This is a genomic window from Paenibacillus radicis (ex Xue et al. 2023) (assembly GCF_024722015.1).
Lineage (GTDB): Bacteria > Bacillota > Bacilli > Paenibacillales > NBRC-103111 > Paenibacillus_S.
Window position 1 is genome coordinate 566,638 of sequence record NZ_JANQBD010000001.1, and the last position, 24,197, is coordinate 590,834.

General features: G+C 45.9%; 19 protein-coding genes. 8 read left to right on the plus strand and 11 right to left on the minus strand.

Annotation, left to right across the window (positions count from 1 at the left end; all coding sequences use genetic code 11):
- The first annotated feature begins 73 nt into the window (after window positions 1-73).
- Complete coding sequence (locus NV381_RS02385) at window positions 74-1,585, plus strand: sulfatase (RefSeq protein WP_258211645.1); 1,512 nt, start codon at window positions 74-76, stop codon at window positions 1,583-1,585.
- Between the two features lie 71 nt (window positions 1,586-1,656).
- On the opposite strand, the gene NV381_RS02390 is transcribed toward NV381_RS02385, so the two are convergent.
- The 6 genes from NV381_RS02390 to NV381_RS02415 form a co-directional block, all read right to left on the minus strand.
- Window positions 1,657-2,580, minus strand: a complete 924-nt coding sequence (locus tag NV381_RS02390; RefSeq protein ID WP_258211646.1) for a hypothetical protein — start codon at window positions 2,578-2,580, stop codon at window positions 1,657-1,659.
- Window positions 2,573-2,965, minus strand: a complete 393-nt coding sequence (locus tag NV381_RS02395) for a response regulator transcription factor (protein ID WP_258211647.1) — start codon at window positions 2,963-2,965, stop codon at window positions 2,573-2,575. Before NV381_RS02395 ends, NV381_RS02390 begins: the two co-directional genes overlap by 8 nt.
- 67 nt (window positions 2,966-3,032) lie before the next feature.
- A complete protein-coding gene (locus NV381_RS02400; RefSeq protein WP_258211648.1) occupies window positions 3,033-3,287 on the minus strand; it encodes a hypothetical protein in 255 nt (84 codons plus the stop codon).
- 772 nt (window positions 3,288-4,059) lie between these two features.
- Entirely contained in the window at window positions 4,060-4,941 is an 882-nt protein-coding gene (locus NV381_RS02405) for a creatininase family protein (protein WP_258211649.1), read from the minus strand.
- Window positions 4,938-5,942: an aldo/keto reductase gene (locus tag NV381_RS02410; protein WP_258211650.1), complete on the minus strand. Its 1,005-nt coding sequence runs from the start codon at window positions 5,940-5,942 to the stop codon at window positions 4,938-4,940. The genes NV381_RS02405 and NV381_RS02410 overlap by 4 nt, the downstream gene beginning before the upstream one ends.
- 23 nt (window positions 5,943-5,965) lie before the next feature.
- Window positions 5,966-7,312: a DUF455 family protein gene (locus NV381_RS02415; RefSeq protein ID WP_258211651.1), complete on the minus strand. Its 1,347-nt coding sequence runs from the start codon at window positions 7,310-7,312 to the stop codon at window positions 5,966-5,968.
- A gap of 142 nt (window positions 7,313-7,454) precedes the next feature.
- Between NV381_RS02415 and NV381_RS02420 the strand changes: the two genes are divergently transcribed.
- Window positions 7,455-8,345: a helix-turn-helix transcriptional regulator gene (locus tag NV381_RS02420; protein WP_258211652.1), complete on the plus strand. Its 891-nt coding sequence runs from the start codon at window positions 7,455-7,457 to the stop codon at window positions 8,343-8,345.
- A 61-nt stretch (window positions 8,346-8,406) separates the two neighbouring features.
- Here NV381_RS02420 and NV381_RS02425 read toward each other — a convergent pair whose 3' ends face one another.
- On the minus strand, window positions 8,407-10,014 hold the full coding sequence (locus NV381_RS02425) for a response regulator (protein ID WP_258211653.1): 1,608 nt from the start codon (window positions 10,012-10,014) through the stop codon (window positions 8,407-8,409).
- Entirely contained in the window at window positions 10,004-11,791 is a 1,788-nt protein-coding gene (locus NV381_RS02430) for a sensor histidine kinase (RefSeq protein ID WP_258211654.1), read from the minus strand. The genes NV381_RS02425 and NV381_RS02430 overlap by 11 nt, the downstream gene beginning before the upstream one ends.
- Before the next feature lie 196 nt (window positions 11,792-11,987).
- On the opposite strand from NV381_RS02430, the gene NV381_RS02435 reads away from it, so the two are divergent.
- The 6 genes from NV381_RS02435 to glgD all read left to right on the plus strand — a co-directional run bounded on the left by NV381_RS02435 (window position 11,988) and on the right by glgD (window position 19,759).
- The gene (locus NV381_RS02435; RefSeq protein ID WP_258211655.1) at window positions 11,988-13,376 is read left to right on the plus strand and encodes an ABC transporter substrate-binding protein; all 1,389 of its coding nucleotides are present in this window, start codon (window positions 11,988-11,990) and stop codon (window positions 13,374-13,376) included.
- Between the two features lie 23 nt (window positions 13,377-13,399).
- Window positions 13,400-14,293, plus strand: coding sequence for a carbohydrate ABC transporter permease (locus NV381_RS02440; protein WP_258211656.1), 894 nt, complete (start codon window positions 13,400-13,402; stop codon window positions 14,291-14,293).
- A gap of 81 nt (window positions 14,294-14,374) precedes the next feature.
- Window positions 14,375-15,205, plus strand: a complete 831-nt coding sequence (locus NV381_RS02445; protein ID WP_419182236.1) for a carbohydrate ABC transporter permease — start codon at window positions 14,375-14,377, stop codon at window positions 15,203-15,205.
- 1,484 nt (window positions 15,206-16,689) lie between these two features.
- Window positions 16,690-17,370, plus strand: a complete 681-nt coding sequence (locus tag NV381_RS02450; protein WP_258211657.1) for a GGDEF domain-containing protein — start codon at window positions 16,690-16,692, stop codon at window positions 17,368-17,370.
- A 119-nt stretch (window positions 17,371-17,489) separates the two neighbouring features.
- Entirely contained in the window at window positions 17,490-18,650 is a 1,161-nt protein-coding gene (locus tag NV381_RS02455; protein WP_258211710.1) for a glucose-1-phosphate adenylyltransferase, read from the plus strand.
- Window positions 18,647-19,759, plus strand: a complete 1,113-nt coding sequence (gene glgD, locus NV381_RS02460) for a glucose-1-phosphate adenylyltransferase subunit GlgD (protein ID WP_258211658.1) — start codon at window positions 18,647-18,649, stop codon at window positions 19,757-19,759. Before NV381_RS02455 ends, glgD begins: the two co-directional genes overlap by 4 nt.
- Before the next feature lie 214 nt (window positions 19,760-19,973).
- On the opposite strand, the gene NV381_RS02465 is transcribed toward glgD, so the two are convergent.
- The 3 genes from NV381_RS02465 to NV381_RS02475 form a co-directional block, all read right to left on the minus strand.
- Window positions 19,974-20,759, minus strand: coding sequence for a DeoR/GlpR family DNA-binding transcription regulator (locus NV381_RS02465; RefSeq protein WP_258211659.1), 786 nt, complete (start codon window positions 20,757-20,759; stop codon window positions 19,974-19,976).
- Between the two features lie 21 nt (window positions 20,760-20,780).
- Window positions 20,781-22,163: an ABC transporter substrate-binding protein gene (locus NV381_RS02470; protein ID WP_258211660.1), complete on the minus strand. Its 1,383-nt coding sequence runs from the start codon at window positions 22,161-22,163 to the stop codon at window positions 20,781-20,783.
- A 619-nt stretch (window positions 22,164-22,782) separates the two neighbouring features.
- Window positions 22,783-24,195 (minus strand): MBL fold metallo-hydrolase, encoded by a 1,413-nt coding sequence (locus tag NV381_RS02475; RefSeq protein WP_258211661.1) that lies wholly within the window; start codon window positions 24,193-24,195, stop codon window positions 22,783-22,785.
- Window positions 24,196-24,197 lie beyond the last annotated feature (2 nt).

Genomic DNA, 24,197 nt, shown 5'->3' on the forward strand with positions numbered 1-24,197 from the left:
CATATCAGCTCGGATATAATCTGAATATATACGCATTTTTATTTTATCATGATTAGGATTGGAGTAAAACAATATGAGTAAACCTAACATTCTGCTGATAACTAGCGATCAACAGCACTGGAACACAATAGGTGCGTTTCAGTCCGAAGTATCTACGCCTAATCTGGACCGGCTTGTAAGGGAAGGCACTACTTTTACACGAGCCTACTGCCCCAATCCAACCTGCACGCCAACCCGCGCATCCATCATTACAGGAATGTACCCTAGTCAGCATGGCGCATGGACACTCGGTACCAAGCTTCTGGAAGACCGCCACACCATTGGAGAGGATTTCAGCAGCGCCGGTTATCGTACTTCGCTTGTCGGCAAAGCGCATTTTCAGCCGCTGAAAAGCACGGAAGCCTATCCTTCGTTGGAATCATATCCTATCCTACAGGATTTAGAGTTTTGGAAAACTCATCATGGCCCGTTCTACGGCTTCGACCATGTTGAGCTGGCGCGCAACCATACTAATGAAGCTCATGTCGGACAGCATTATGCTCTATGGATGGAGGAGAAGGGCTGTACAAATTGGCGTGATTATTATGTAGCTCCTACCGGTACAATGGATTCCTCCCTCCTCCATAAATGGCCCATTCCGGAGCAGTTCCATTACAATACATGGATTGCTGAACGCACGGGGGCACTTTTAGAGCAGTACAAGCAAGAGGATACTCCTTTCTTCCTATGGTCCAGCTTTTTCGATCCGCATCCGGACTATCTGGTGCCAGAGCCATGGGATACGATGTATGATCCTGACCAGCTGACGATACCGGTAGTGACCCCTGGCGAGCATGATCAGAATCCCCCGCATTTCGGCATGACGCAGCAGAAAGCACCGGATTTTAGCCATTTGTTGGAATCGGGCTTCGGCATCCATGGGTATCATTCTCATACGAAGCTTTCCGAATATGACCGTAAACAGATTGTCGCGACCTATTACGGGATGATCAGTATGATGGACAAATATATCGGGAACATTCTCGATAAGCTGGAGGAGCTCGGACTGGCAGACAATACTATCGTTGTCTTTACGACCGACCATGGTCATTTCTTTGGCCAACACGGCCTTCAGTATAAAGGCGGGTTCCACTATGAGGATTTGATTAAAATTCCATTTATCGTCCGCTATCCGGGACAAGTACCGGCGGGTCAGCAATCTGACGCCATTCAGTCACTCGTCGATCTGGCTCCTACCTTCCTGAGCTTTGCCGGACTGGATATTCCTTGTTCCATAAGTGGGGTAGATCAGAGCAAGGTGTGGCGTGGGCTTGAATCGCAGGCCAGAGATCATGCTATATGTGAATTCCGGCATGAGAAGACGACCATTCACCAAAAAACCTATGTTGATAAGCGTTACAAAATAACCGTGTATTATAATCAAACCTATGGTGAGATTTTTGATTTACAAGAAGATCCCGGAGAAATTAATAACCTGTGGGACTCACCTGCCTCGGCCGGTTTAAAAACGGAGCTGCTGCTGAAGTATGTATGGGCAGAGCTCGGGAAAGAGCCTCTCGCTATGCCGAGAATATGGCATGCTTGAGTATTCTGCTTGTTTGGACAGTACGAAGAACCCCAGAGTCGTTCCCGAGGTTCTTTGTGCTGTCATTAGCATTAGACACCTATGGCTGAGGATAAAGCTCCGGTATGAACAGGCTCGGTGCTCAATATAAAATCAAAGGATTTGTCCAGGTAGTGAACCTTTACCAATACAGCGGATGGAGACTGCTCAACGGAAACAGAAGATTGAGCGATCTGCGGAGTCAAGCTCAATTCGGTTCCACGATCAGACATATTAACAAGAAATATACCGTTATGCAAATTGAGGAATTCGCCGACCGATGCTTCAGCCATTTCATCCGCTTCCGTGATAGGCTCCTGAGCATATCTGGCAGCTAAGTCTATCCAATTCGCTTGGTTAGACAGTATATAAGCGTACATATTAATTTCACCTTGGATATGCTGAAAGGTCGACCAATCATAGCTGCTTACAGGAACGAGCCAATCCCTGATTTCCAATCGTACGTGCGGGTCTATAAAGCGGATGACATTTTTGGCAAGAAGCGTCAAATAATCAACAACTATGGATCTATGGACGCCTTCATTATTATGCAGCAGTGAATCAACAAGCGCGCGGATATCACCGTTTTTAATAGTGGAAAACCGTTCATCTGACAAACCATGGTCTTTCTTGTATTGGAACAACGTCGTGGAAATTTGATATAAGCTCATGTAGTTTCTTTCCACAAGAGCTTGTCCGAGCAGCAGATGGTTGCTTTTTTGGGAAGAGAGCAATTTATTCAATTGCAGCTCCGTCAATAAGCCTTGCTCAACGGCAATTTCCCCGAATTTCATATCCCTCTGTGTCTGCTGAAGATGTACCCGCTCCACCTGCTCCGCACTCATGAAGCCTTCGTTGATCGCAAGAAGTCCTAGCTTGACATGTGTCTTTTTTTGATATTCCCATACGTCTTCCAGCTCAGCGAAATTAATATAGCCCTTTTCCAGCAAATAATGCCCGAAATATTGACTAAACATTTTGCTCCTCCTTCCCATAAATGTATTTGGCTAATAACAGCTCCACATTTTCAGGAAGAATTGGCTTTTGAATGAAATCGTCAGCCCCCGCTTTAATTGCTTTTCTCAAATTGCCTTCCGTACCAACCGAAGAAGCCATAATAACAATGATGGACGGATTCATTTGTTTGATCTCGATGAGCGCTTCAATTCCATCTTGCTCAGGCATGACAATGTCCAGAAACACAACGGACGGGCACTTGTCTCTGCAAACCTCGACAGCCTCTCTACCGTTAACAGCTTCCAGAACCTCAATCCCGTCCATCCCCTCCAAAAGTTGTCTTAGCTTTTTACGAATCAGCATGGAATCATCACATACAAGTACTTGATAGCTTGTTTTATTCATGCGCGTCTCACCCCTGTTCGAATTATTCGTTGCATCTTCATTATACTTATTGAAATAATTACCTTTTTTAAGGGGATGATAAGATTTCATGAAAATTTTGTCGAATATTGTAAAGTTCTTTTGAAAAAGCTAAATCCGAGAGGATATATTCATCATCAATAGCTAGAGCTGCATCCATAAAAGCGGTTGAGACTACTAGTGAAATTATTTGTTGATAACCGCAGCTCTCCGCAATCAAACGCTCGCGATTCCCAGGTGTGCGTTGCGGCATTGCATGGCTGTCGGTCGAATCCCGCGCGATTCCCGGAGCGCGTTGCAGCATTGCATGGCGGTCGAATCCCGCACGATTCCTGCCCCCCGTCAACTTTTGCTAGGGGGTTATTATTCGACTAAATATGGAAGAACTTGAGGCTCTGCTTTATAATCAGTACCTGATAAAAAACGGAGTCGATTAAAGGCGAGGTCGCTGATTCATAATATTCCGCCAACCACCACAAAGGGCTGTAAAGCACTCTCGGTTCCATAAGCTGTAGAAATAACTGGAAAAAACCCCTCTAATTTAATCGTTTTTTTCAGTTGGTCGCATATAACTGGAATTTCTGGAGCTAAATCAGAACATTTCTTTAAATACAGGATATTTTAGGGATATTAGAGGTATAATTTCCAGATAAATGCTCTATTTCAGCACTGAAGGCAAAATTAGCGGGATGTTTTCCAGTTCGTGCTCGGCCATGAGGTAGAGGACAGGCGATCAGGTGGCTTCGTAAATAGCAGGGCGACATCCAAGAAACCGAAGCGGAGACCAACAGAGGAAGTGTTTGTTATTCTATTTACTCAGAAAGCACAATAAACAGAGAAATAAAGGAACAGCTTACTTGTTCCTTTAACTCTCTGTTTATGTGCATCGTTTTCTTATTCGCCCCACATAACGGCATTTCAAATTCCGATAACACCTTAAATTGGAGGCTGCAGATTGAGAAATTTTCCTTCCGTTCAACCCTTTCAATTCAACGCGCGCGAATCCCGGGCGCGCGTTGCGGCATTGCATGGCGGTCGGTCGAACCCCACTTGGCGGCGGATATATAGCCCCTCAGCTAACCGTGACGAATGCTCCCGACTTCACCTTGTTTCCAACGGGAATTATCGGAAACAGGAGCCTGACCGGGTCTCGGCTGCAGGGTGCTCCATTGCGTTTCGGATCTTATCATCTCCTGCCAAATTCCCTCCGTTTGCTCAAAAGAGAGCATTTGGTTTTCATTGGCTGAAGGCAAATGCTCTGTAAGTCCAGTCATAATTTGTTCCAATTTATGCAAACACACCTCAATAATTCCCTGGCCAAACTCTTCCGAAGCATCCAACGCATCATGTCCAAGCGCGAGCCTGCCCCCGCTGCCGGGGACTGTTTCCAATTTCTTTTTACTGACATCAATCAGCTCAGGTCGAAGATACATTAACACGGAAATTTCGTACTTTCCCGCATGGTCCCCTTGATAATGCGGTGCTGCTAAATCGAAGTCCGTCCCCATCCAGATACGCATTCCGGTATAGCCGGTAAAATAGTTAATGACCCGGCGCAAATCCTCCGGATGGGCTCCTCCATGTCCGGACAGCACAACCGCCGCTTGAAATCCTGCGTTATACAAGGCACGGAGCTGATACAAGAAAAAATGAAGAAAAATATACGACGGTACCGATGTCATATGCGGATTGTTTTCTCCGACATGCTCCTCTAGAAATTTGGCCGAAGGTCCGATTTCGTGGATGTGATAGTTCATGGTCGGAGCCACAATGCCGCCCCAGCGTCTGGCAGCCTCATAGGTGAGATGCTCCGCCTTAAACGTATCCAGCCCGAAAGCGCTGATCTGCCCATGCGGCTCGCATAGCCCCAATGGAAGATACACCAAAGGAAGATTCCTTTGGCGTGTTTTGAATTCATCCGGAAACAGCTCCAACCAAGCCACTTTTTCTGTTGTCATAGGTCCAGATGCCTTCTCTCATGATAGAAATGGCGGAACCAACGATTGCGGACTTTCATGCTGTCAAAAAGGTGATCCGGCAGCGCTCCCTTGCGGGCAGCGTCGATATTAGCTTCCGCATATTCCCGGACTTGCATCGAGGTCAGCGCCACCGTCACTCCCGGATCATTTAGCACAAATCTCACAGCCAACTCCGCCAAGCTATCGGAATAGTCCGGAATGTATTCTTGCAATCGATTTACTTTATTCATATATAACGAACGCGGAACACAATCGAAATATTGGTACCTATAGTCTGACGGAGGAATCTCGGTGTTCTCCTTAAGCCATCCTGTAAGTCCTCCTTCGTCCATAATGACGCGGGCAATGACAGCGACTCCATGATCCCGGCATACAGGGACAAGACCATCAAACGCAGTGGAATCAAATATATTGATGATGGTCTGAATGGCATCAATATGACCGGACCTGGCCAGTCCGATGCCCAAGTCACTGCGATGGTCCGGAAGTGACACTCCAATGAAGCGGAGCTTCCCTTGTTCTCTCAAGCGAATCAGTTCCTCCATCCAATAATCGGAGTCATCCCACTGAGGCCAATACTGGTGCATCTGCACCAAATCGATGCAATCCATATCAAGCTGACGGAGCGACTCCTCTACACTTTCCGTTACGCTGCCTCGGGGATATGCCGCCTCCACCGGAATAGCATAGTGAAACCCCGCTCCGGGCAAATATCCGGCCGGCGCCTGCCTTGCCTCCACTTTCGTAGCAACAAACGGCCGCGGACCGCCCCATCGCTTCAGCGCCTTTCCCACTAATTCTTCAGATCGACCGTATGCCCGAGCCGTATCGATGAAATTAACCCCCTGCTCTAAGCTGTATAACAAGGATTCAATCATTGTTTCATCGTCCTGTACGCCGAAGCGACCATCTAATCCCATAGCTCCAAAGCCAAGACGAAATAAGGAATTCTCCTGACCCCTAAGTGATAAATTATGCACAGCAGCCGTCTGCCCCTCTCGCATCAATAGGTACCGTATTCCAGCGTGCTCGTATGGAAGCCGCAAAATGCCGGGAAATTTTGCGCCAGCTTGTCGATTTCATCCGGTTGGACAGTCTGAAGCTCCTCAAGCCGACGCTTCCTTGCCCTCTCCGCCATGATTTTAGGGGTCACCATATCTCCAACCTGCTTATACAGCTCCGGTCCCCATTGGGTGCCGAAATCGACATGAAGCCTTTCATCAACGATATCGAATTCGGTTTGGATAGCTGACATGCTATCTCCGAATTTCCAGAAAGCTTCTACAGCCTTCCGCTTTTTCGCGAATGAACATGCCTCTGCGACCATGGTCAGCCATGCATACATATCCGCATAACGCGCATCATTCTCCTCGCTAAGCGTCGAAGTCCGAAGCCATTTGAAATCGGTTGTCTTGAAGCCAAACTGCTGCAAGCGCCGCATCCCCATTTCGCTATGGCGAAACTCATCCCACATATGGCGCGCGAAGTCATAATAGAAGGTCAGCGGCATGTTCTGCACCGAATAGTACAGGTAGGTCATTGTTTCCGCAGGCGAAATTTCCGTAGCGTTAATGTAGACCATCTGGCGTACTGAATTAAACAAAGGGGACATCCCATCGTCAGAATATGCTTGCGCTGTGCCGCCATGACTTTCAAGAGGAGGGAACCGTTCTTCATCCATTGCCGGCACCTCAGGAATCGGGCCGACAGGCTCATAGTTCGGAGCCGCCGGGTACAACGGACTCGTACCGGACTGCGAGCTTTTCAGTGTATTCCACAGCTTGGCCGCATAGTCAGTCCACTCCTCAACCATCTGCCCGGCTGTTTCATCCAACCCTACAAACCGAAGCTGTTCGTCCAACCAAGCCAAAATATCTTGACGATCTAATAAAACAATTCGAATCTGGTCGATGCTCGGTGCATCCAGAACCGGATCGGTTTTAGTTAAAAACTCATCGTACTCCGCGAGCAGGTTGCGGTAAAACAAGCGATAACCGGCCAAATATGCCTCTGAGGAAGGTGCCGAAGCCAGCCTTTCGTATACTTCGCGAATCCGTTGAGGAGATTTCTCCTCTCCCAAACCTCCGGGAAGCTCGATAATACGCTTCTGCAGACTTTCTGCATGGCGGATGTGCAGGTAAGTCAGACGTCCCAGCTTCAGCTTCACTTCATACGCTTTACTTGCCGTGACCCATCCTGCTGCCGCACGAGAAAGCTCGAATTCATGCCATAAGAGCGGTTTCAAAAACTTCGCTGTATCCGTAGGACGTAAATAACGCGAGCTCTTCACTTCCCGCCCGGCTTTGTCCCGTTCCATATCTACAATACCTTTTACATGATGGTCGCTCATAAACATTTCCTCCTTGATTGTGGTACCTTCAATTTATCAGAAATTTCGATTCATATGTCACACCTCCTTGCTTGAAAATAACACAATATTGCGATTTCTATTCCAAGTGGTACAATAGTTTACGAAGGAAGAATCGACTGGAGTGAAGCGAACAATGAAGCATATCGAGTTGTTTGATTTGAATAAATTCCCGTTATACTCCGTCGTACGCAGAACCTCTACTCAGCATGATTCATTTAAAGAAACGTTTCACGCCCATCAAGGTATGGAGCTGCAATACATCCATGAAGGAAAAGGCCAACTGCTGATCGATCAGCGATCCTTGGATATCGGGTCCGGTACATTGTGCTTGTTTCAACCCTATCAACTTCACCGACTGCAGCCGGTCATTGATGTAAACAATCATTATATTCGCAGCTTCGTGTTATTTGAGCCCTCTGTCTTTGAACCTTATCTTCGGAGCCTTCCATTGCTCCATTCGTTCTTTCAGCAGCTGTGTCAAGGCTCTCTGCAAAGTCCAGTCATTTATCCACTCAGGGAAGAGCATGACCTTGTAAAGGTGCTCACCGGTTATGGAGAAAGCCGGGTTGATGCGAATTCAGAGCCGTACCGGGAAGATGCGGCATCCTTCCTTGTTTCGCTGCTGCGTCACTTGCGTCCCCTGCTGTCCGATCCAGGGCGCATACCTGTGCTTAATCAGAGACCGGTACACCGCGCCGAACAAATGATGCAATGGATCGAGCGCCATTACACCGAAGTGTTCCGTCTGGAATCATTGGCTGCCGAGCTGCATATGTCGCCGTATTATGTTTCCCATCTGTTCCAGGAAACGACCGGAACTAGCCTGTCTGAATATTTAAAAGCCCGCCGAATTCGGCAGGCTTGTGTACTTTTAACGATAAGCGATAAATCCGTAACCGAGATCGGCGAATCCGTCGGACTTGGGAACACCTCTTACTTTTGTCGGACCTTCAAGGAAAGCAAGGGGCAAACCCCACACCAATACCGCCTTCAGTGGAAAAAGAAATCCTAGGAGTCTCTCTAACGAATACATATTCACGAAGATCAACTCGTCGGACAGACTCCTATCCTTTTTATGTGGACTTGTAGAAATCCTTAAACTCACTCGGTGTCATTCCCGTATGTTTTTTAAACAACTCGCGAAAATATTTTTGATCATCATAGCCAAGCTTCTCCGAGACATTCTGAACGGTGACACCGGAAACCAACAGTTGTTGAGCTTCTTTGATGCGTTCAATGGTTACGAATTGAACGAAAGTCATACCCGTCATTTTTTTGAACAGGCTTGTGAAATGAGATGGGCTTAAGTGGACATGCCTGGCGCAGTCCTGAATAGTCAGATTATCATTCAACCGCTCCCTGACAAAGTCTGAAGCCATCTGGATGATGTCCTGGGCATCGCTAGTTTTCCTTGACTTAAAGCATGCAGCAATCTCGCTTCCTAAATCCAATAACGACTGCTGCCAATCCTTTTGGGTTTGAAGCGGATTAAATAAGGCTTGCAGCCGGCTTTCAATAGGCGCAAACGCAGCTTCGGTTAGTCTCGGCTTAACAGCATGAGCCATTTTTCTTGCCAGCTCCCAGTAAGTGTTGACCATATAATCCGGTGTCGGCCTAACTTCTTCATCATGAATTTGATGAAATACATCCATAAGCACGGAATGGACTTTATCTATATTGCCCGACACCAGAGACAAAATGACCTTTTGCTCCAGATCAGAGGCGAAAACGGGTATATAAGGGCTGATTTTAAAATCGCCAAAACGAATGACGCTGTTTCCCGTCGTATAGAAATGACAGGCGAGCGCTGTCAGAGCTTGTCTGTAAGACTGCGGCAATCCCGCAAGAAACTTCGTCTCCAAGCCAAGACCAACGGAAACCGTCTGATTGGTATACAAGACTACATTGTGGCAGCATGCTTCTGCAATTTCAATGGGATCTTGACCGCCGCTTGCCCGGAAAAGGCAAACAAATCTGCCGATATTGTCGCGGAAGATGATATGAGGAGCTCTCCTGGAAACCGTTTCGTCCAACACGTTTTGAACAGCAAATAATATTAATTCTGCTTCGCCCGTCGGAAGCGGCTCCACCTTTTTGGCAAAATCATCAATCTCAATAACCATTAAAGTCAGCTCGGAGGGTTCCATCGCTATTTCCAGAAAAGACCATCTTTTGCGCGCCAAACCTTCATCAGCTTTATAACGGATTAATAGCTTCAAATACTCTTGCCGCAGCAAGGGCAAGCTCTCCTGCATCTTTCCTTCCAGCTCATGCAGCCGATCTGTTTGTTCAAGCTCCTTCTCCCTCTGCAGCTTCGCCCTCAGCACAACTTCCACCAGTTCGTTCGGACGGAACGGTTTGGTTAAATACTCAAACACTCCAAGCCGGACTGCTTGACGCGCGTATTCAAAATCGCTGTACCCGCTCAACAAAATGACCTTCGTTTGCCCGCGCCCCGAATCCAACTGCTCAAGCATGTTCAATCCATCCATAATAGGCATCCTGACATCGGTTATAATCAGATTAGGACGCTGCTCCAGAATAAGCTTCAATCCATCTTCCCCATTAGTAGCCGTTCCAATGATTCGAATTCCGTAACTCTCCCACGGTATATGTTTGGCAATGCCGTCAACAATCGTTTTAATGTCATCAATAACGCATAGCGTCATTTCACTCTTCATTGGTATCCTCCCATTCCAGTTCCTTGTGATTCGATGGAATTATGAGTGTTACTCTCGTACAGGAACCAGGATCGCTTGCAATTCTAAAATCGGCGGTCTCGCCGTAATAAAGCTTTAGTCTACCGTAAATGTTGCGAAGCGCGTAAGAAGAGGCATCCTGAGCCGGTACTTTCACCTGCTTCTCCAGCTGAAGGGCATCCATCCCGCTTCCGTTATCCTCTACAGTGAAGTGAATTTCTTTGGAGAACGAATATACGGAAATAACGATGCGTCCGCCTCCTTTTCGAGATTGAAAGCCATGAAGAATTGTGTTCTCTGCGAGCGGTTGGAGCAGCAGCTTGGGTATCCTGATGGACCCCAGGCCATCCTCCACATGAATCTCGTATTCGAACCAATCATCATAGCATCTTTTTAAAATTTTCAAATATTCCGTCACATGAGTCATTTCTTTCTCCACGGTTGTCATATCCTGTCCGCTATTCAAGCCCAGCTGGAACAATTGAGACAAGGAGTAGGTCATCTCCTTCACATCCTCGTATTGAGCAAGCTCTGCTTTCCAATAGATGGTGTAGAGCGTATTGTATAAAAAGTGGGGATCTATTTGTGCTTGCAGCGCCTTCAATTCAGCAAGTCTTTTGCTTCGGTCCGCTTCCTTCATATCATAAATCAGCTGTCCGATCTGCTCGAGCATCCTGTTGAACCGATTGCCTACGAAAGCTAGCTCGTCTTGCCGCACGGATGTAAACCGGACAGCCAGATCGTTGGACTCCACCTTCTTCATTAGTTGGACCAGCTGAGATAAAGGCCGCAGCAGATACGAAGTTAACATTCCGGAGAACAGTAGCGCCAAGAGAGCGCAGCCACCGATAACCGCCATAGTCGTCCATTTAATAGCCGCTACTTGCCCATATAAATCGCGAGTCGCCCTGACTCCGACCAGCATCCATTCATCCGTGAGCTGAATCCGCTGCACATCGACAAGATAGTCATCCTGATTATCGTTATAAGTAAAGTGAGGTTCGGCTTCAGAAACAAGCCTGTTTATAAATTCCGGCTTGCTCAAGAACGGTTTAACGAGAGGCAGGGAAGTAAATACGTTCGTACCGCTTACCGTCAATAAATTTAAATTACTGGCAGGTTCTCCCCATTCATTAGCTAATGCTTCAATCAAAGTGTTTACATTCACATTAACAATGATATAAACACCTTCCATTCGCGTATGATCATCGATAAGCGGCTCCATGATTAAGGAGATGACGCTTCTTTTGCCGCTAAAAAAAACATCCGTATGCTCCGGAATCCAAACGTTATGGTTCTTCTCCTTAATGGCGCGATACATATCGCTTTGTTCAAATAAATTCCCGCGCTGCCTATATTCCGTTGTTGGATAAAAATCACCGATAGGCGTCGTAATTAGCACCGAGTCAATAGCAGGCTCATTAACCTTCATTTGCAGAAACCATCCTTGTAAATCCGCAAAATGGCCATAATAAGAAGCCGTGTTGTTCAAGCGGATATCTTTCATCGTTCCTGTGAACGAATCGTTAAGCATGCCCGACATGGCCGTTACAGTAATTTTTTTCAATCGTTCGTCCAACAAAAGCGCAGATTTGCGAATAGCGCTCCGGTTTAAATCCTTAACGTTTTTTTCCAGAGCATGAGCTGCTATCATATGGGATAAAGCTCCAGAGGAAGATACGGCAATCAGGAGTAAAATTAAATAAGATAACCAAATACGGTTTTTGAAAGACATCTGAGGGAATAACAATCGATACACTGGAGGCCTCCTCTTGGCTTTCAGGAATTTGTTTATATTGTAGCTCTAATCCCGCTATAGGGTAAAGCGTTTTCACGAATACCGTTGTATTGTCCCCGGTATATCAGCGAATCCCCCCTCGTCAAGTCATCCAGCAAGGATATACAATGATTTCGTGGCCACAATAGTAAAAGTGATAACAATCAGGAGGATTCCCATGTCAAATAAACGTATCACCGCCTTGTCCTTAGGTATTTTGCTAGCTTTCTTATCTTCCGCCTGTAGCAATAATACGCCTGAACCTAATCAAGCTGGTTCTAATGCCACCCCTACCGCATCCAATCAAAAGGTGAAACTGAAATATTGGACCCCGGATCGTGGTTTCTCCGAGCAAATTCGCGAAGAAGTGGATCGTTTCAATAAAACAAACAAAGACAATATAGAAGTCGAGTTATCCATTATGGCGGAAAACTACCCCCAATCGGTTGATATCGCCTTCTCCAGCAATCAAGCTCCGGACATCATACGTGTAAACAATGTTACCTTCATGCCGTTTCTAAAAAAAGGCTATCTGGATCCACTTGATACTTACCTGCCGGCGGAGATGAAGAAGAAGTTTGAAGCCGTACTATCCGAAGAGATCAATATGAAGGATGGCAAAATTTATTCCCTTCCGAATTACGGCTATACTCACCGTCTCGTTTATAACAAGGAATTATTTGAAAAAGCGGGAATCAAGTCGCCTCCCCAAACGTTAGATGAACTGGTTGCGAGTGCAAAGAAAATTACAGAATCCGGCAACGGAACCGCATTCGGCTTCTCCGCCAATCTAAAAAGCTCGCTTAATGCCATCGAGCGTTCCCCTCGTGCCATTGCCGAACTAAGCGGGTATCCCGGCTATGGGTATGATTTTAAAACGGGCAAATACGATTTCAGCGGGTTCAAGCCTATCATGGAAGCGTTCCGGCAAATGAAGAAAGACGGAAGCTTCTTCCCGGGCTCGGAATCTCTGGATATCGATTCGCTCCGCGCTCAGTTTGCGGAAGGGAAAATCGGCATGTACATCTCCATTTCTGCAGAGCCGAATGTATACAAGCAGCAGTTTCCTGCGAAAATCAAATGGGGAGCGGCCCTGCCGCCATCTATTGACGGAAATATTCGCGGAGCTATCGGATTAACCCAAGCGGGTGCCTGGTTATCGATCAGCAGCAAATCGGCTCATAAAGCGGAGGCATGGAAGTTCCTGCAATTCCTTTATGGAGATGAAGTGCTTAATTCCTATTATGAAAAAGGCTTGGGAACCTCACTCATTCCTTTCGTTCTAGCCAATGCTAAGAAACCTCAGCTTGAGGGAGTTGAAGGCTTTCTTCCAACCAAATACGATACGCTGCAGCCGGCTCCTCCAACCATTACTGTAGATGGTATGAACTATGGGGACGCCTTCCTTCGGTATATTCTTGATGGTGGAGACCTTAATGGCATCATCGCTGATTTGAATAAGAGATACAATCAAGCCTTAGACAAAGCCCGCCAGTCGGGAGACGTTAAGCTGTCAGCCAATCCTGACTTTGATCCAGTGAAGCTTCAAGGCAAGCTTGTTAAATAGCGTTTGGGGAGGAAGCCTACCGGATGAAGAATGTGCGATATTACGCCGAAACCTATTCGTTTTTATTACCAAGCTTGGTTATTACGCTCATTTTTGCCGTATACCCCATTTTGTGGGCGATGCGATACATGGTTTACGACTATCCAGGTTATGGAAATGAATTGTTTGTAGGTCTCGGCAATTTTGAGAAGCTTCTAAACGACAAGCTGTACTGGCAGTCCGTCATCAATACTTTCATTTACACCTTGGGCAAGCTTAGCGTGACTATCCCCGCCGCATTAATACTAGCGGTCATATTAAATCAAAAGCTGCGGGGGAGGCAGTTTTTGAGAGCCGTATACTTCATGCCTACCGTCATAAGCACAGCTGTCATTTCCATTGTATTTTTCCTTATTTTCAATTCCTATAACGGTATTCTGAATCAGATGCTTCTTCGTCTCGGGATCATCAAAACCAATATCGATTGGCTTGGCAGTGACTATGGCATGATTACATTGATCATCGTCGCCATATGGGGAGCAGTCGGCAACTACATGCTGTTATTTATTGCCGGATTGCAAAGCATACCCCAGGATGTATACGAGAGCGCGTCCATTGACGGAGCAAATCCGGCGCAGAAGCTATGGTACATCACCATTCCTATGCTTGGACAGGTACTGCAAATGATCGTTATGCTGGCCATTCTCGTTTCACTAAAGGGCTACGAAAGCATAATGTTAATTACAGAGGGCGGCCCTGCTGGTCGAACTGAGGTCATGTATTTATACGTTTACAAATTGTTTTTTCCTGTTTCCACAGGTTCAGCCGTCAACCAACAAATCGGCTACGGCAGCGCTGTCGGTTTCACATCCGCACTTATTGTCGGTATTGTCACGCTGCTGTACTTTCAACTATCACGTCGTCTGAACCAAACTTAAGGAAGGAAGGCGAGCTGCTTGCAAACCGTTCATAAACCGGTCGTTGAAACGGATAACAGAACCCATGCCGGTGCGTACCGTTTGTCCCGATTACCATCCCAGGTCTTCATCTGGCTGTTCCTCTTGGCTGTGCTCATTTTTACGTTGTTTCCAGTCCTTATTACCATACTTGGCTCGTTGAAAACCAATGCCGAAGTAACCGCCGGGGGGACATTTTTCCCACAGCAATGGAAGTTTTCCAACTATATGGAAGCATGGAAGCAGGCGGATTTCGCCCGCTTCTCGTGGAATAGTCTTTTTATCAGCACGATGACGACAGTCATTGCACTGCTTATATCTTCCATGGCGGGATACGTCGTTAACCGCAGGGTGTTTCCAGGTAAACAGCTCTACAGCATGCTCCAAGCGTCCACCATGTTTATCTCGATTGGCGCTGTCGTTCTGCGTCCACAATTCGAATTGATTGTCGCGATGAATTTGAATTCCAGCTTGTGGGGGATTATTCTCATTCTGCTTGGCTCTCATGCCGCCGTCTTTTTCATGATTATCGGATTTTTCAACTCTATTCCGCGGGAGCTCGACGAAGCCGCAACCATGGACGGCTGCAGCTTCTACGGAGTTTTCTTCCGTATTATCCTCCCTTTGCTTCGCCCCGGATTAGCTGTCGGCGCCTTGTTTCAATTTCGAAATGCATGGAACGAGTACATCATACCGCTCGTTTTTACAATGACGAATCCCAAGCTTCAAACCTTGACAGTAGGTCTTGCTAATCTGCGGTATGGCTATAATGCAGCTACTCAAACCCATCTGATGATGGCTGGAGCCTGTATTTCCTTAATGCCGATCTTAATTGTATATATTTTTGCAAACCGTTCCTTTATGCAGGTCACTGCCGGTTCTGTAAAAGGATAATACTAGAATACAAAGCTATAAGATAAGTCACCCCTGATATAAGAATAAGCTGCAAAAGGACCCTCAATTCCATTTTGGTATTAAAGGTTCTTTTGCACATTTTATGTGATGCCATTTACTCACTAGAGTTTACCCTTTGGAGATAGCCCTTCTTAGGTATTCTCAGCGTATAGCAGAGATGAGGTCGCTTTCCAATGCGTGCTAATCGCGGGTATCGGGTTCGTGGCTCGTGGTTCATGGTTCATGGTTTGGTTACGGCATTACATGGCAGCCTGGCACACTCTGTGCAATTAGCAGGAAAATGTCACGTTATTTTCTCCTAAAATAACGTTTCAAACCATATAACTGGAATTTCTCATGCTAATTCTAAGGATTTGGGTTGATTTCAGCCCTATCACCTCTATTAGCAGGAGTTTTTCCAGTTAGATTGCTTTCAAACGAAATCGAGGCTGAATTACCGGGAGGATTTCCATCTATCGTCTTTTGTCGGCAGCCATAAGAGTATCCTGTGTCTCCTTTAACATAAGAAAAGGCATTTCAACTTTATCGCTGTAAAGCGCTTAAACACTCTTTTGTGTAAAAGAAAAACTTCGGATCGATGCCCATTCGATGAAGATGCATTCGTGTCTTAGTTGTTGCTTTTCTTACAGCCGCTGTTGAAATCGTGATCCTTTAAATGGAAGGATTACAGTGGGGGAACACAAGCTTTTTCAAAGGCAGGTTGCATACCGAGCATTCACCAGAGGTGACGATTAGGGCTGACGCTCACGCTCATCGATCCCACATCCCTGCCCTCTTTTGTTCTACTCTCTGCGGCGCCACTTCCTTATCCCCCCAAGCTGGTCTTCGAGCCGATATTCATAACAATGAATACTTTTGCTTTGTTCCATGTACACTTAGCCCCATCTCCCTTTTAGAGGAGAAATCACCTACCCACCAGTACTGCATCCATGAGAGTGAAGGGCAATAGAGGAAGCAATTGTTCCTCAATCACCTGAAAAGTCCAAAAAACAGAGTGATAAGGGAACATCTCCTTCTGTTATCACTCCGTTTTTGTGCATTAATGCTCCAATTGGGCCAACATTACGGAATTTCGACTTCAGATATCGCCTTAGAAATTAGTGGTGGCTGATGAAATAAAGGAACTTTCCGTTCCGCACAAAATCCTCCAGAGCTCATCGTTGCACAGCTTCGCCGCTTACCCTTTAAAAATCTCCCTTGATCATGGAGTACTTTAAATACCTTAAGCTCTAATGCAACTTTATTCTAAGTTAAGATAGGGTAAGCAGCTAAGCAAGTTACCCGCTCCTTCTTCAATCCCCAGAAAGCGCGGGGAGGCAGCTGGAGCTGACCTTGTCAGGTAGCTATGAAGTCGTTTAAGACGAATTCGAAATTATTATATAAAGGATTATCGTGGATAATGTCGAAATAAACCGAAAAGACATACCAACTATAACTATCTTAAAAGATAGGGGATGATTATTATGAAATACACCGGTAGGGTCGGGCTACCTATACTGGCATTTTTTAGCTGGATGTTCCTAATCTTCTATTCTCAACTGTTTTATGGGAATTTGGACTATATCTACATTCTTTGTGCAATCGTGTACATCGTATTTGGTTGGTTTCTGGGCAAGAACTACGATATTGCGAAGTTTTATTCAGAGAAAGACTATCTCACCCAGACATATAATCGGAGATATGCTTTTAATGCATTGCCTAAACTCTTAACAAAGATGAATCAGAGGAAAAAGGAATTAAGTTTGTTTGTAGTCGACGTGGATAAATTCAAACAGATTAATGACACCTATGGGCATGATATGGGAGATACTGTCTTAAAAAATATAGCTGCCTTGCTTAAAAGTAGTACGAGAAAATCGGATTTTGTAACACGATGGGGAGGAGATGAATTTCTCATTGTTGCCCCATATGCAAATAAAAATGATGCTTCGATTATTATAAATAGAATTGAAAAACAATTGCAGGAAGTATCCATCCAACTAAGTTTAGAGCTCTCTCTATCCATAGGTGTGTCTGTTTATCCCGATAATGCGGTGGAGATGGAGGAATTAATAAGTTTGGCAGACAAAAACATGTATATTACCAAATCGGAAAAATCGCATGGATCAAACCCGAATAGGGTGAGCGCTGCTCATGTTCCATAAAGATCTTGTACACTTATACTAGTGCAAAAAAGTTAATTGTCAGAAAGTTCAGAATATATTGACATTTAAAGTGTAACCGCTTACAATATAAAAACATCATACATAAAGGAGTGATTTAAATACAGAAATTAGAGTGTGTAGCGATGCTGCTGGCGGGTGGTGAAGGCAAAAGATTACGACATTTGACCACTAAGCTGGCAAAACCCGCCGTCCCCTTTGGCGGCAAATACCGAATTATTGATTTTACTTTGAGCAATTGCTGCAATTCAGGTTTTCACACAGTAGGAGTTCTGACCCAATATCAACCGCTGGTATTAAATTCCTACATTGGAATTGGGAGCTCGTGGGATTTGGATCGAAAAAACGGGGGTGTTACAGTCCTCCCCCCTTATGTCGAACAAAATGGAGGCAGGTGGTATAAAGGAACGGCGAATGCCATTTACCAAAACATAAGCTATTTGGAACAGTATGATCCGTCATATGTACTCGTCATTTCCGGTGATCACATTTATAAAATGAATTACGCTTCCATGCTTCAAAAACATAAGGAGGCTGACGCGGACGCCACGATTGCGGTTATTGAAGTCCCAATCGAAGAGGCCAGTCGCTTTGGCATCATGAATGTTGACAATAATGACCGGATTATCGACTTTGAGGAAAAACCAACAATACCAAAGCATAACCTGGCCTCCATGGGGGTTTATATCTTTAACTGGAAATCGTTAAAAAAACATTTGATTACCGATGAACAAAATCCCGATTCAAGCAACGACTTCGGTAAAGATATTATTCCTGCTATGCTTGAAAGCAGTGAGCATCTGCTAGCCTACCGATTCAACGACTACTGGAAAGATGTCGGAACCATTGACAGCCTCTGGGAAGCGCATATGGATTTGCTTTCAGACGATCCACCCTTTACTCTGCACGATTCCAAATGGCGGATTTATACAAAGAATCCTCATCAGCCCCCACAATATATCGCCAAAACCGCAAAAACTTCCCAGTCACTAATAAATGAAGGTTGTCAGGTGTTCGGGGAAGTCGATCATTCCGTTCTATTTTACGGTGTTCATGTCGGTGAAAGAAGTCTGATAAAAGACTCCATTATTATGCCGCATGTCCAAATCGGAAGAAATGTGACCATCCACAGAGCCATAATTAGTCCGGGTACGATTATTGGTGACGGAGTGCAGATCGGCAATGCGGAGGAATCGTCGGAAATTACATTAGTCGGGGAAAACCAGATTATTTCCTCAACTATTGAAGGAGCACATGTATGAACAACGTATTAGGGATAATCAATCTGAGTATCAACCAGCCGCTCTTGCATGAGCTTACATATTCTCGGGCAACCGCTACTGTCCCATTCGGAGGCAGGTACCGATTAATTGATTTTGTGCTTTCCAACATGGTGAATTCAGGGATCAATAACGTAGGTGTCCTTACTCATAATAACTATCGTTCTATCATCGACCATTTGGGTTCCGGCAAAGAGTGGGATTTGGATCATAAACAAAGAGGACTTTTCATTTTGCCTCCCCCCAATATGAACTCTTCCGGATTTAACGGCGATTTGCAAAACTTTTATGGACATCTCGAATATTTCGAACGCAGTACAGAGGAAATCGCGATAGTTTCCAGCAGCCACATGATCTGCAACATCAACTACACCGAAGCGGTCGAGTTTCACAAAAAGAGAAATGCCGATATCACGGTTATTTACAAGGAGCTGGATACTGCCCAGGAAAACTTATCCAACCTCATCATGCTGGAATTGAACGAAAACGGCCGTGTCGTCAGTATGACAGAAAACCACCTGAAGCCTGATAGCAATAAAGTGTATATGCGTATGATTATCCTAAGAAAAGAACTGCTGGTTGATCTGGTCAAAAAAAGCGTGGCGCAAAATTACTACGACCTGGTGCGGCATGTAATCATGCGAAACCTGGATCAATTAAATGTGTATGCCTACGAGTACAAAGGATATCTGGCTATTATCAATTCCATTCATAATTATTACAAATGCAGCATGGATTTATTAAAACCGGAAGTATGGAAAGCTCTCTTTTTCCAGCGGGGTTTGATTTACACCAAAATTAAGGACGCACCACCAGCACTATATGCGAAAGATGCCCCTGTAACAAACTCGCTGGTGGCCAATGGCTGCATCATTGAGGGGACCGTAGAAAATAGCATTTTATTCCGGGGAGTTAAAATCAAAAAAGGCGCGGTTATTAAAAACAGCATTCTGATGCAAAATTGCGTGATAGAAGGTGATTCCGTTTTGGATCGCGTCATTTTGGATAAAGAAGTCTTTGTAACATCCGGAAACCAACTTATTGGAGAGCAAGCTACCCCTACCGTCTTTACTAAGAAAAGCAGCATTTAAACAACAGTACATAAGCATTATCCGTTTGTGGGGGAGCTCAGTCATGCCGAAGGAATTTGGCGGTAAAGAAGACGGACCACTCGACGGCAGCTCAATCACCCAGGAATCGGTTTATAGTATCGTCTCCTCCCGCCTGTTCCTTCAGCTTGGTCTGATAACCGGGAGCTTTGTTTGGTATCCAGCCGTTACATTTCTCCGATGCATCCATATTAGACTACCTTCCAGCATCCTCCTGTTCAATCTGTCCGATAACAACTCTACGTACCGTCTCGTGAAGAAGTTCCCTCATTTCAAATGAAATGCCATCATCAGTAACCAGGGTATGAATGCGCTGAAGCTCCATCCCATATAAAAAGCCAGTGCGGTTCGCTTTAGAGGAGTCTGCCATCAGAATGATTTGACTGCTTTGTTCTACCAGCATCTGAGCTATCTGAAGCGGATCCGGCTTGGAATAATACAAGCCTGTTGGTCCGAAGCCCATGCAGGAAAACAAAGCTTTATCAAAGCGGTACTGGCGCAGCTCGCATGAAAGCCTGTATCCGAACGTTTTACCCTCTTCGTCCAATTCGCCCCCAACCAAATACACCTTGAGCTTGCCTTTTTTTTGAATTAAATTCAATGCTACCATGGCCGAATTCGTTACAATCGTCAGGAATTTATCGGCAGGAACATACCTGGAGAGGGCAAGCCCTGATGTATTCCCGTCAATGAATACACTATCCCCTTCCTCCAGCAGCAAAACGGCCTCACGCGCGATTGCCGTCTTGCGCTCCTGATTCAAATTCATTCGTTCATAAAAAGGCAGATCCCATGTGGTTTGCTCCTTCTTCACCGCACCCCCGTAGGTTCGGCGAAGATACCCTCTTTCGTCCAAAATACGAAGGTCCCGGCGGATAGTTTCCACCGAGACGTTGTAAGCTGCTACTAATTCCTCCACCGAGACGCTGCCCGTACGGCGAACCGCTTGAATAATCTCATTTCTGCGATGTACGGAGCTCAAACTCATTCCCTCCCGGGATGTTTATTTATATTCTTTTAACGCTTTTGCCGCATCATCCTGTGCTTTCTTCATAGCATCCGCAGGAGTCATCTTCCCTGCCATCATGCCTTGGAGCGCTCCCCCTACAGATGTGTCCATCTTGCTTCGGGCCGCCGTTGATACGTCAATTCGGGCATAAGGGAATACTTCTTCAAACGCCTGCTTTTTCTGTGGATTGTCTAAATAGTTTTTCTTAAGCAGATCTGTATTTTGAGCGGATTTGGTTGCTGGGAAGTATCCCGTTTTGGCCGCATAAATGGACTGTGCTTTGGAAGCGGCAAAATATTTAAGGAACATCCATCCTGCCAACTGCTTTTCCGGTGTCGTTTTAAACAGCACCTGGTTGCCGCCATAGAGCTCTGTAACTTTTTCCTTGGAGCCGCCTTGCGGAATCAATGTAATGCCCCACTTGAACTTATCCTTAACCAATTCGAGCTTAGAGCTGGTTCTTGCCGTCGTTCCTATCTCCATCGCAGCCCGGCCGTTTGTGAATTCCTGCTCGGTGTCTTGAGCCAAGACGATCGCCTTTTTGTCCGACAGGTTTTTAATCATAGAGGCCAGCTCGATAGCTTGCGGGTTATTGTAGTTCACTCCACTCTGATCAAGCGCGATAGGGTCGATTCCGTAAGTCCGGAGCCATGAACGGAAAGATCCGCCGTTGTTGCCGTTGCTCATGACGAGAGCGGGAACGTTAGCTTTTTGGGTGATTTCCAGCGCCATCGTTTCGAATTCCTTCCAAGTGGCCGGCGGTTTATCGAAGCCCGCTTTCTTAAGCAGATCCATATTGTAGTAAACGCCCATCGAGCTGTTGCCGTGCGGCCAACTCATCGTTTTGCCGCTATACTCCGGTATACGCTGACGCGCAAGCACACCAGGCATGATATCGTCCAGATCCTGCTTGCTTACACCGTAGGTCGGATCGTTAATGTACTCGTCAAGCGGCACAATGCGGCCAGCTTTCATATACTCAAGCGTATCACTCTCATACGCCATAGATACAGCCGGAAGTCCCCCGCCCTGCAAAGCCGCCCGAACCTTTTTGTTCAAGTCGTCGTAGCTTCCCTGAAACACTTCTTTAACGATGATTTTACCTTCATACTCCTTGTTGAATTCGCTAACCATCTCTTTAATAGCATCTCCGTAAATGGAAGCCTGAATGTGCCAAAAGTCGATGGTAATCGGACCGTTGCTGCCAAGCTTTATGCCTTGAGACGGTTGACTTTCTGTTTTACCAGTCTGAGGAGTTGACGTACCTCCCGAAGCCGGGCTCGCACCCTGCCCGACCGTACCGCAACCAACAACAGTCAACAACAGGGTTGCTGCCATAGCTGCCTTCCAACGATAACCTGCTTGGTTTTTATTCACTTGTAACACTCCCTTTTTTTAAAATGTCAGAATGTATAAGTTTTCAGCGAAGCTGAACCATTCTGATATTGCAAGAAAAGCTACCGCTAAGACACGAATGTATCTTCATCGATTGGGCTTCGAATAGAAGCTTTTCTTAAAATGTCAGAATGTATAAGTTTTCAGCGGAGCTGAACCATTCTGATATTGCAAGAAAAGCTACCGCTAAGACACGAATGTATCTTCATCGATTGGGCTTCGAATAGAAGCTTTTCTTAAAATGTCAGAATGTATAAGTTTTCAGCGGAGCTGAACCATTCTGATATTGCAAGAAAAGCTACTGCTAAGACACGAATGTATCTTCATCGAATGGCTTCGAATAGAAGCTTTTCTTATAATGTCAGAATGTATAAGTTTTCAGCGAAGCTGAACCATTCTGATATTGCAAGAAAAGCTACCGCTAAGACACGAATGTATCTTCATCGAATGGCTTCGAATAAAAGCTTTTCTTATAATGTCAGAATGTATAAGTTTTCAGCGGAGCTGAACCATTCTGATATTGCAAGAAAAGCTACTGCTAAGACACGAATGTATCTTCATCGAATGGCTTCGAATAGAAGCTTTTCTTATAATGTTTGCTTCAAACAGATGTGATCTGTCCGACAAGCTGATCCAACGTGATGCTCTCACCTGGGGTTGGATAATAGCGTTTCACGCCCCGGCTATCCAACAATGTCGGATGTACGCTGTGCAGCGGAATCAAGATGCGGGGATCAATCGCTTCGGCCATATCAGCGATTTCCTGAGGAGCCGCGTGGCCGCCTGTCGCGCAGTAACGGTAATCTACACCAAATTCCTTAAGCCAGCGGTGCAGTGTTTCGTCTGTCGGTGTTAGCGGATTGCCGTCTGCATGTACGTAAATCGGTGCTGTGCAGCCCTGCTCGCCCATAGATTCAAGCTCCGCTAGCAGAGGAGTATGCGGATAGATCAAGTAAACGGCATATTGACGGCGGTTTGTCGTGATTTCTGAAATAGTAATTGTCTTATAAGGCAGCTCTACGGACTCCTTAGACTGCGGCCCTTTTGACCATTCAGGATTTTTCAGCACTCGGATGATATCACGGTCAATCTCAAGGGCAGGGTGATTCCGCAGTACCTCCACATTCGGTCCCGCCTCATGCCATAGAACCGCAGTGCTCTCATCCATTACAAGCGTCCGGCCCGCTTCCCGGGTCCGAACAATCAAATCCGCCACTCGTTCCACATTTCTGGCAAGGATGTTCACATATACAAGACCGTTGGTATCTTCCATTGCACGCCTGCACTCCACAGCTACATTTTGCTCAAATCGGTCCTTTGGTTTCCTGAACAGCGTATCCGGGCGAAGTCTGGTTCCCTCTGTGATAAGCACATCTACCCTTGCCGAACGACAGCGCTCTATAAAGCCATCGATTCGGTACGGATGGCGACCATGACGTCTCCAATCGGCCGTAAAAGCAATTTTGTACTTGGGGCCATGAATAATGAATCCGGTCACACCCGGTGTATCATGGTCTACTTCTATAAACTCGACCGAAAATGCACCGAAATTCACGATCTCCCGGTCTTGTACCGTATGGATGTCAGCCTGCGTATCGCCATATTCTCCTGCGGCAATGACTGCGCGATACACGGCTTGTGCATCCCGATGCATCCATACAGGAATACCGGGACGAAGTGCGGGCAGAAGCGCCATATGATCTTGATGGATATGGCTTACAAAGCCATGCAGTTTATCGAAGGAAGGCAGACTTTCTTTCCCCCATACACCTCTAAGCTCAGCCTCTCCAACATCCCCTAGGTAATCCGGATGGTAGAGTCCCGTTACCGGAGGGGCCATCCTCGTCAGCAGGTAGTTGCGAATTCCATGCTCAGGCTGGATGCGGGTTTCTCCTGCATACAGCCCCCATGTCATCCCCAGATCAAACACCAGCCCTGTGTCTCCACAGCCGTAGACAATATGCACGCCTCCGATTGTTGTCAAACCGCCATAAAATGTTAAGCTTTCCGTCATAC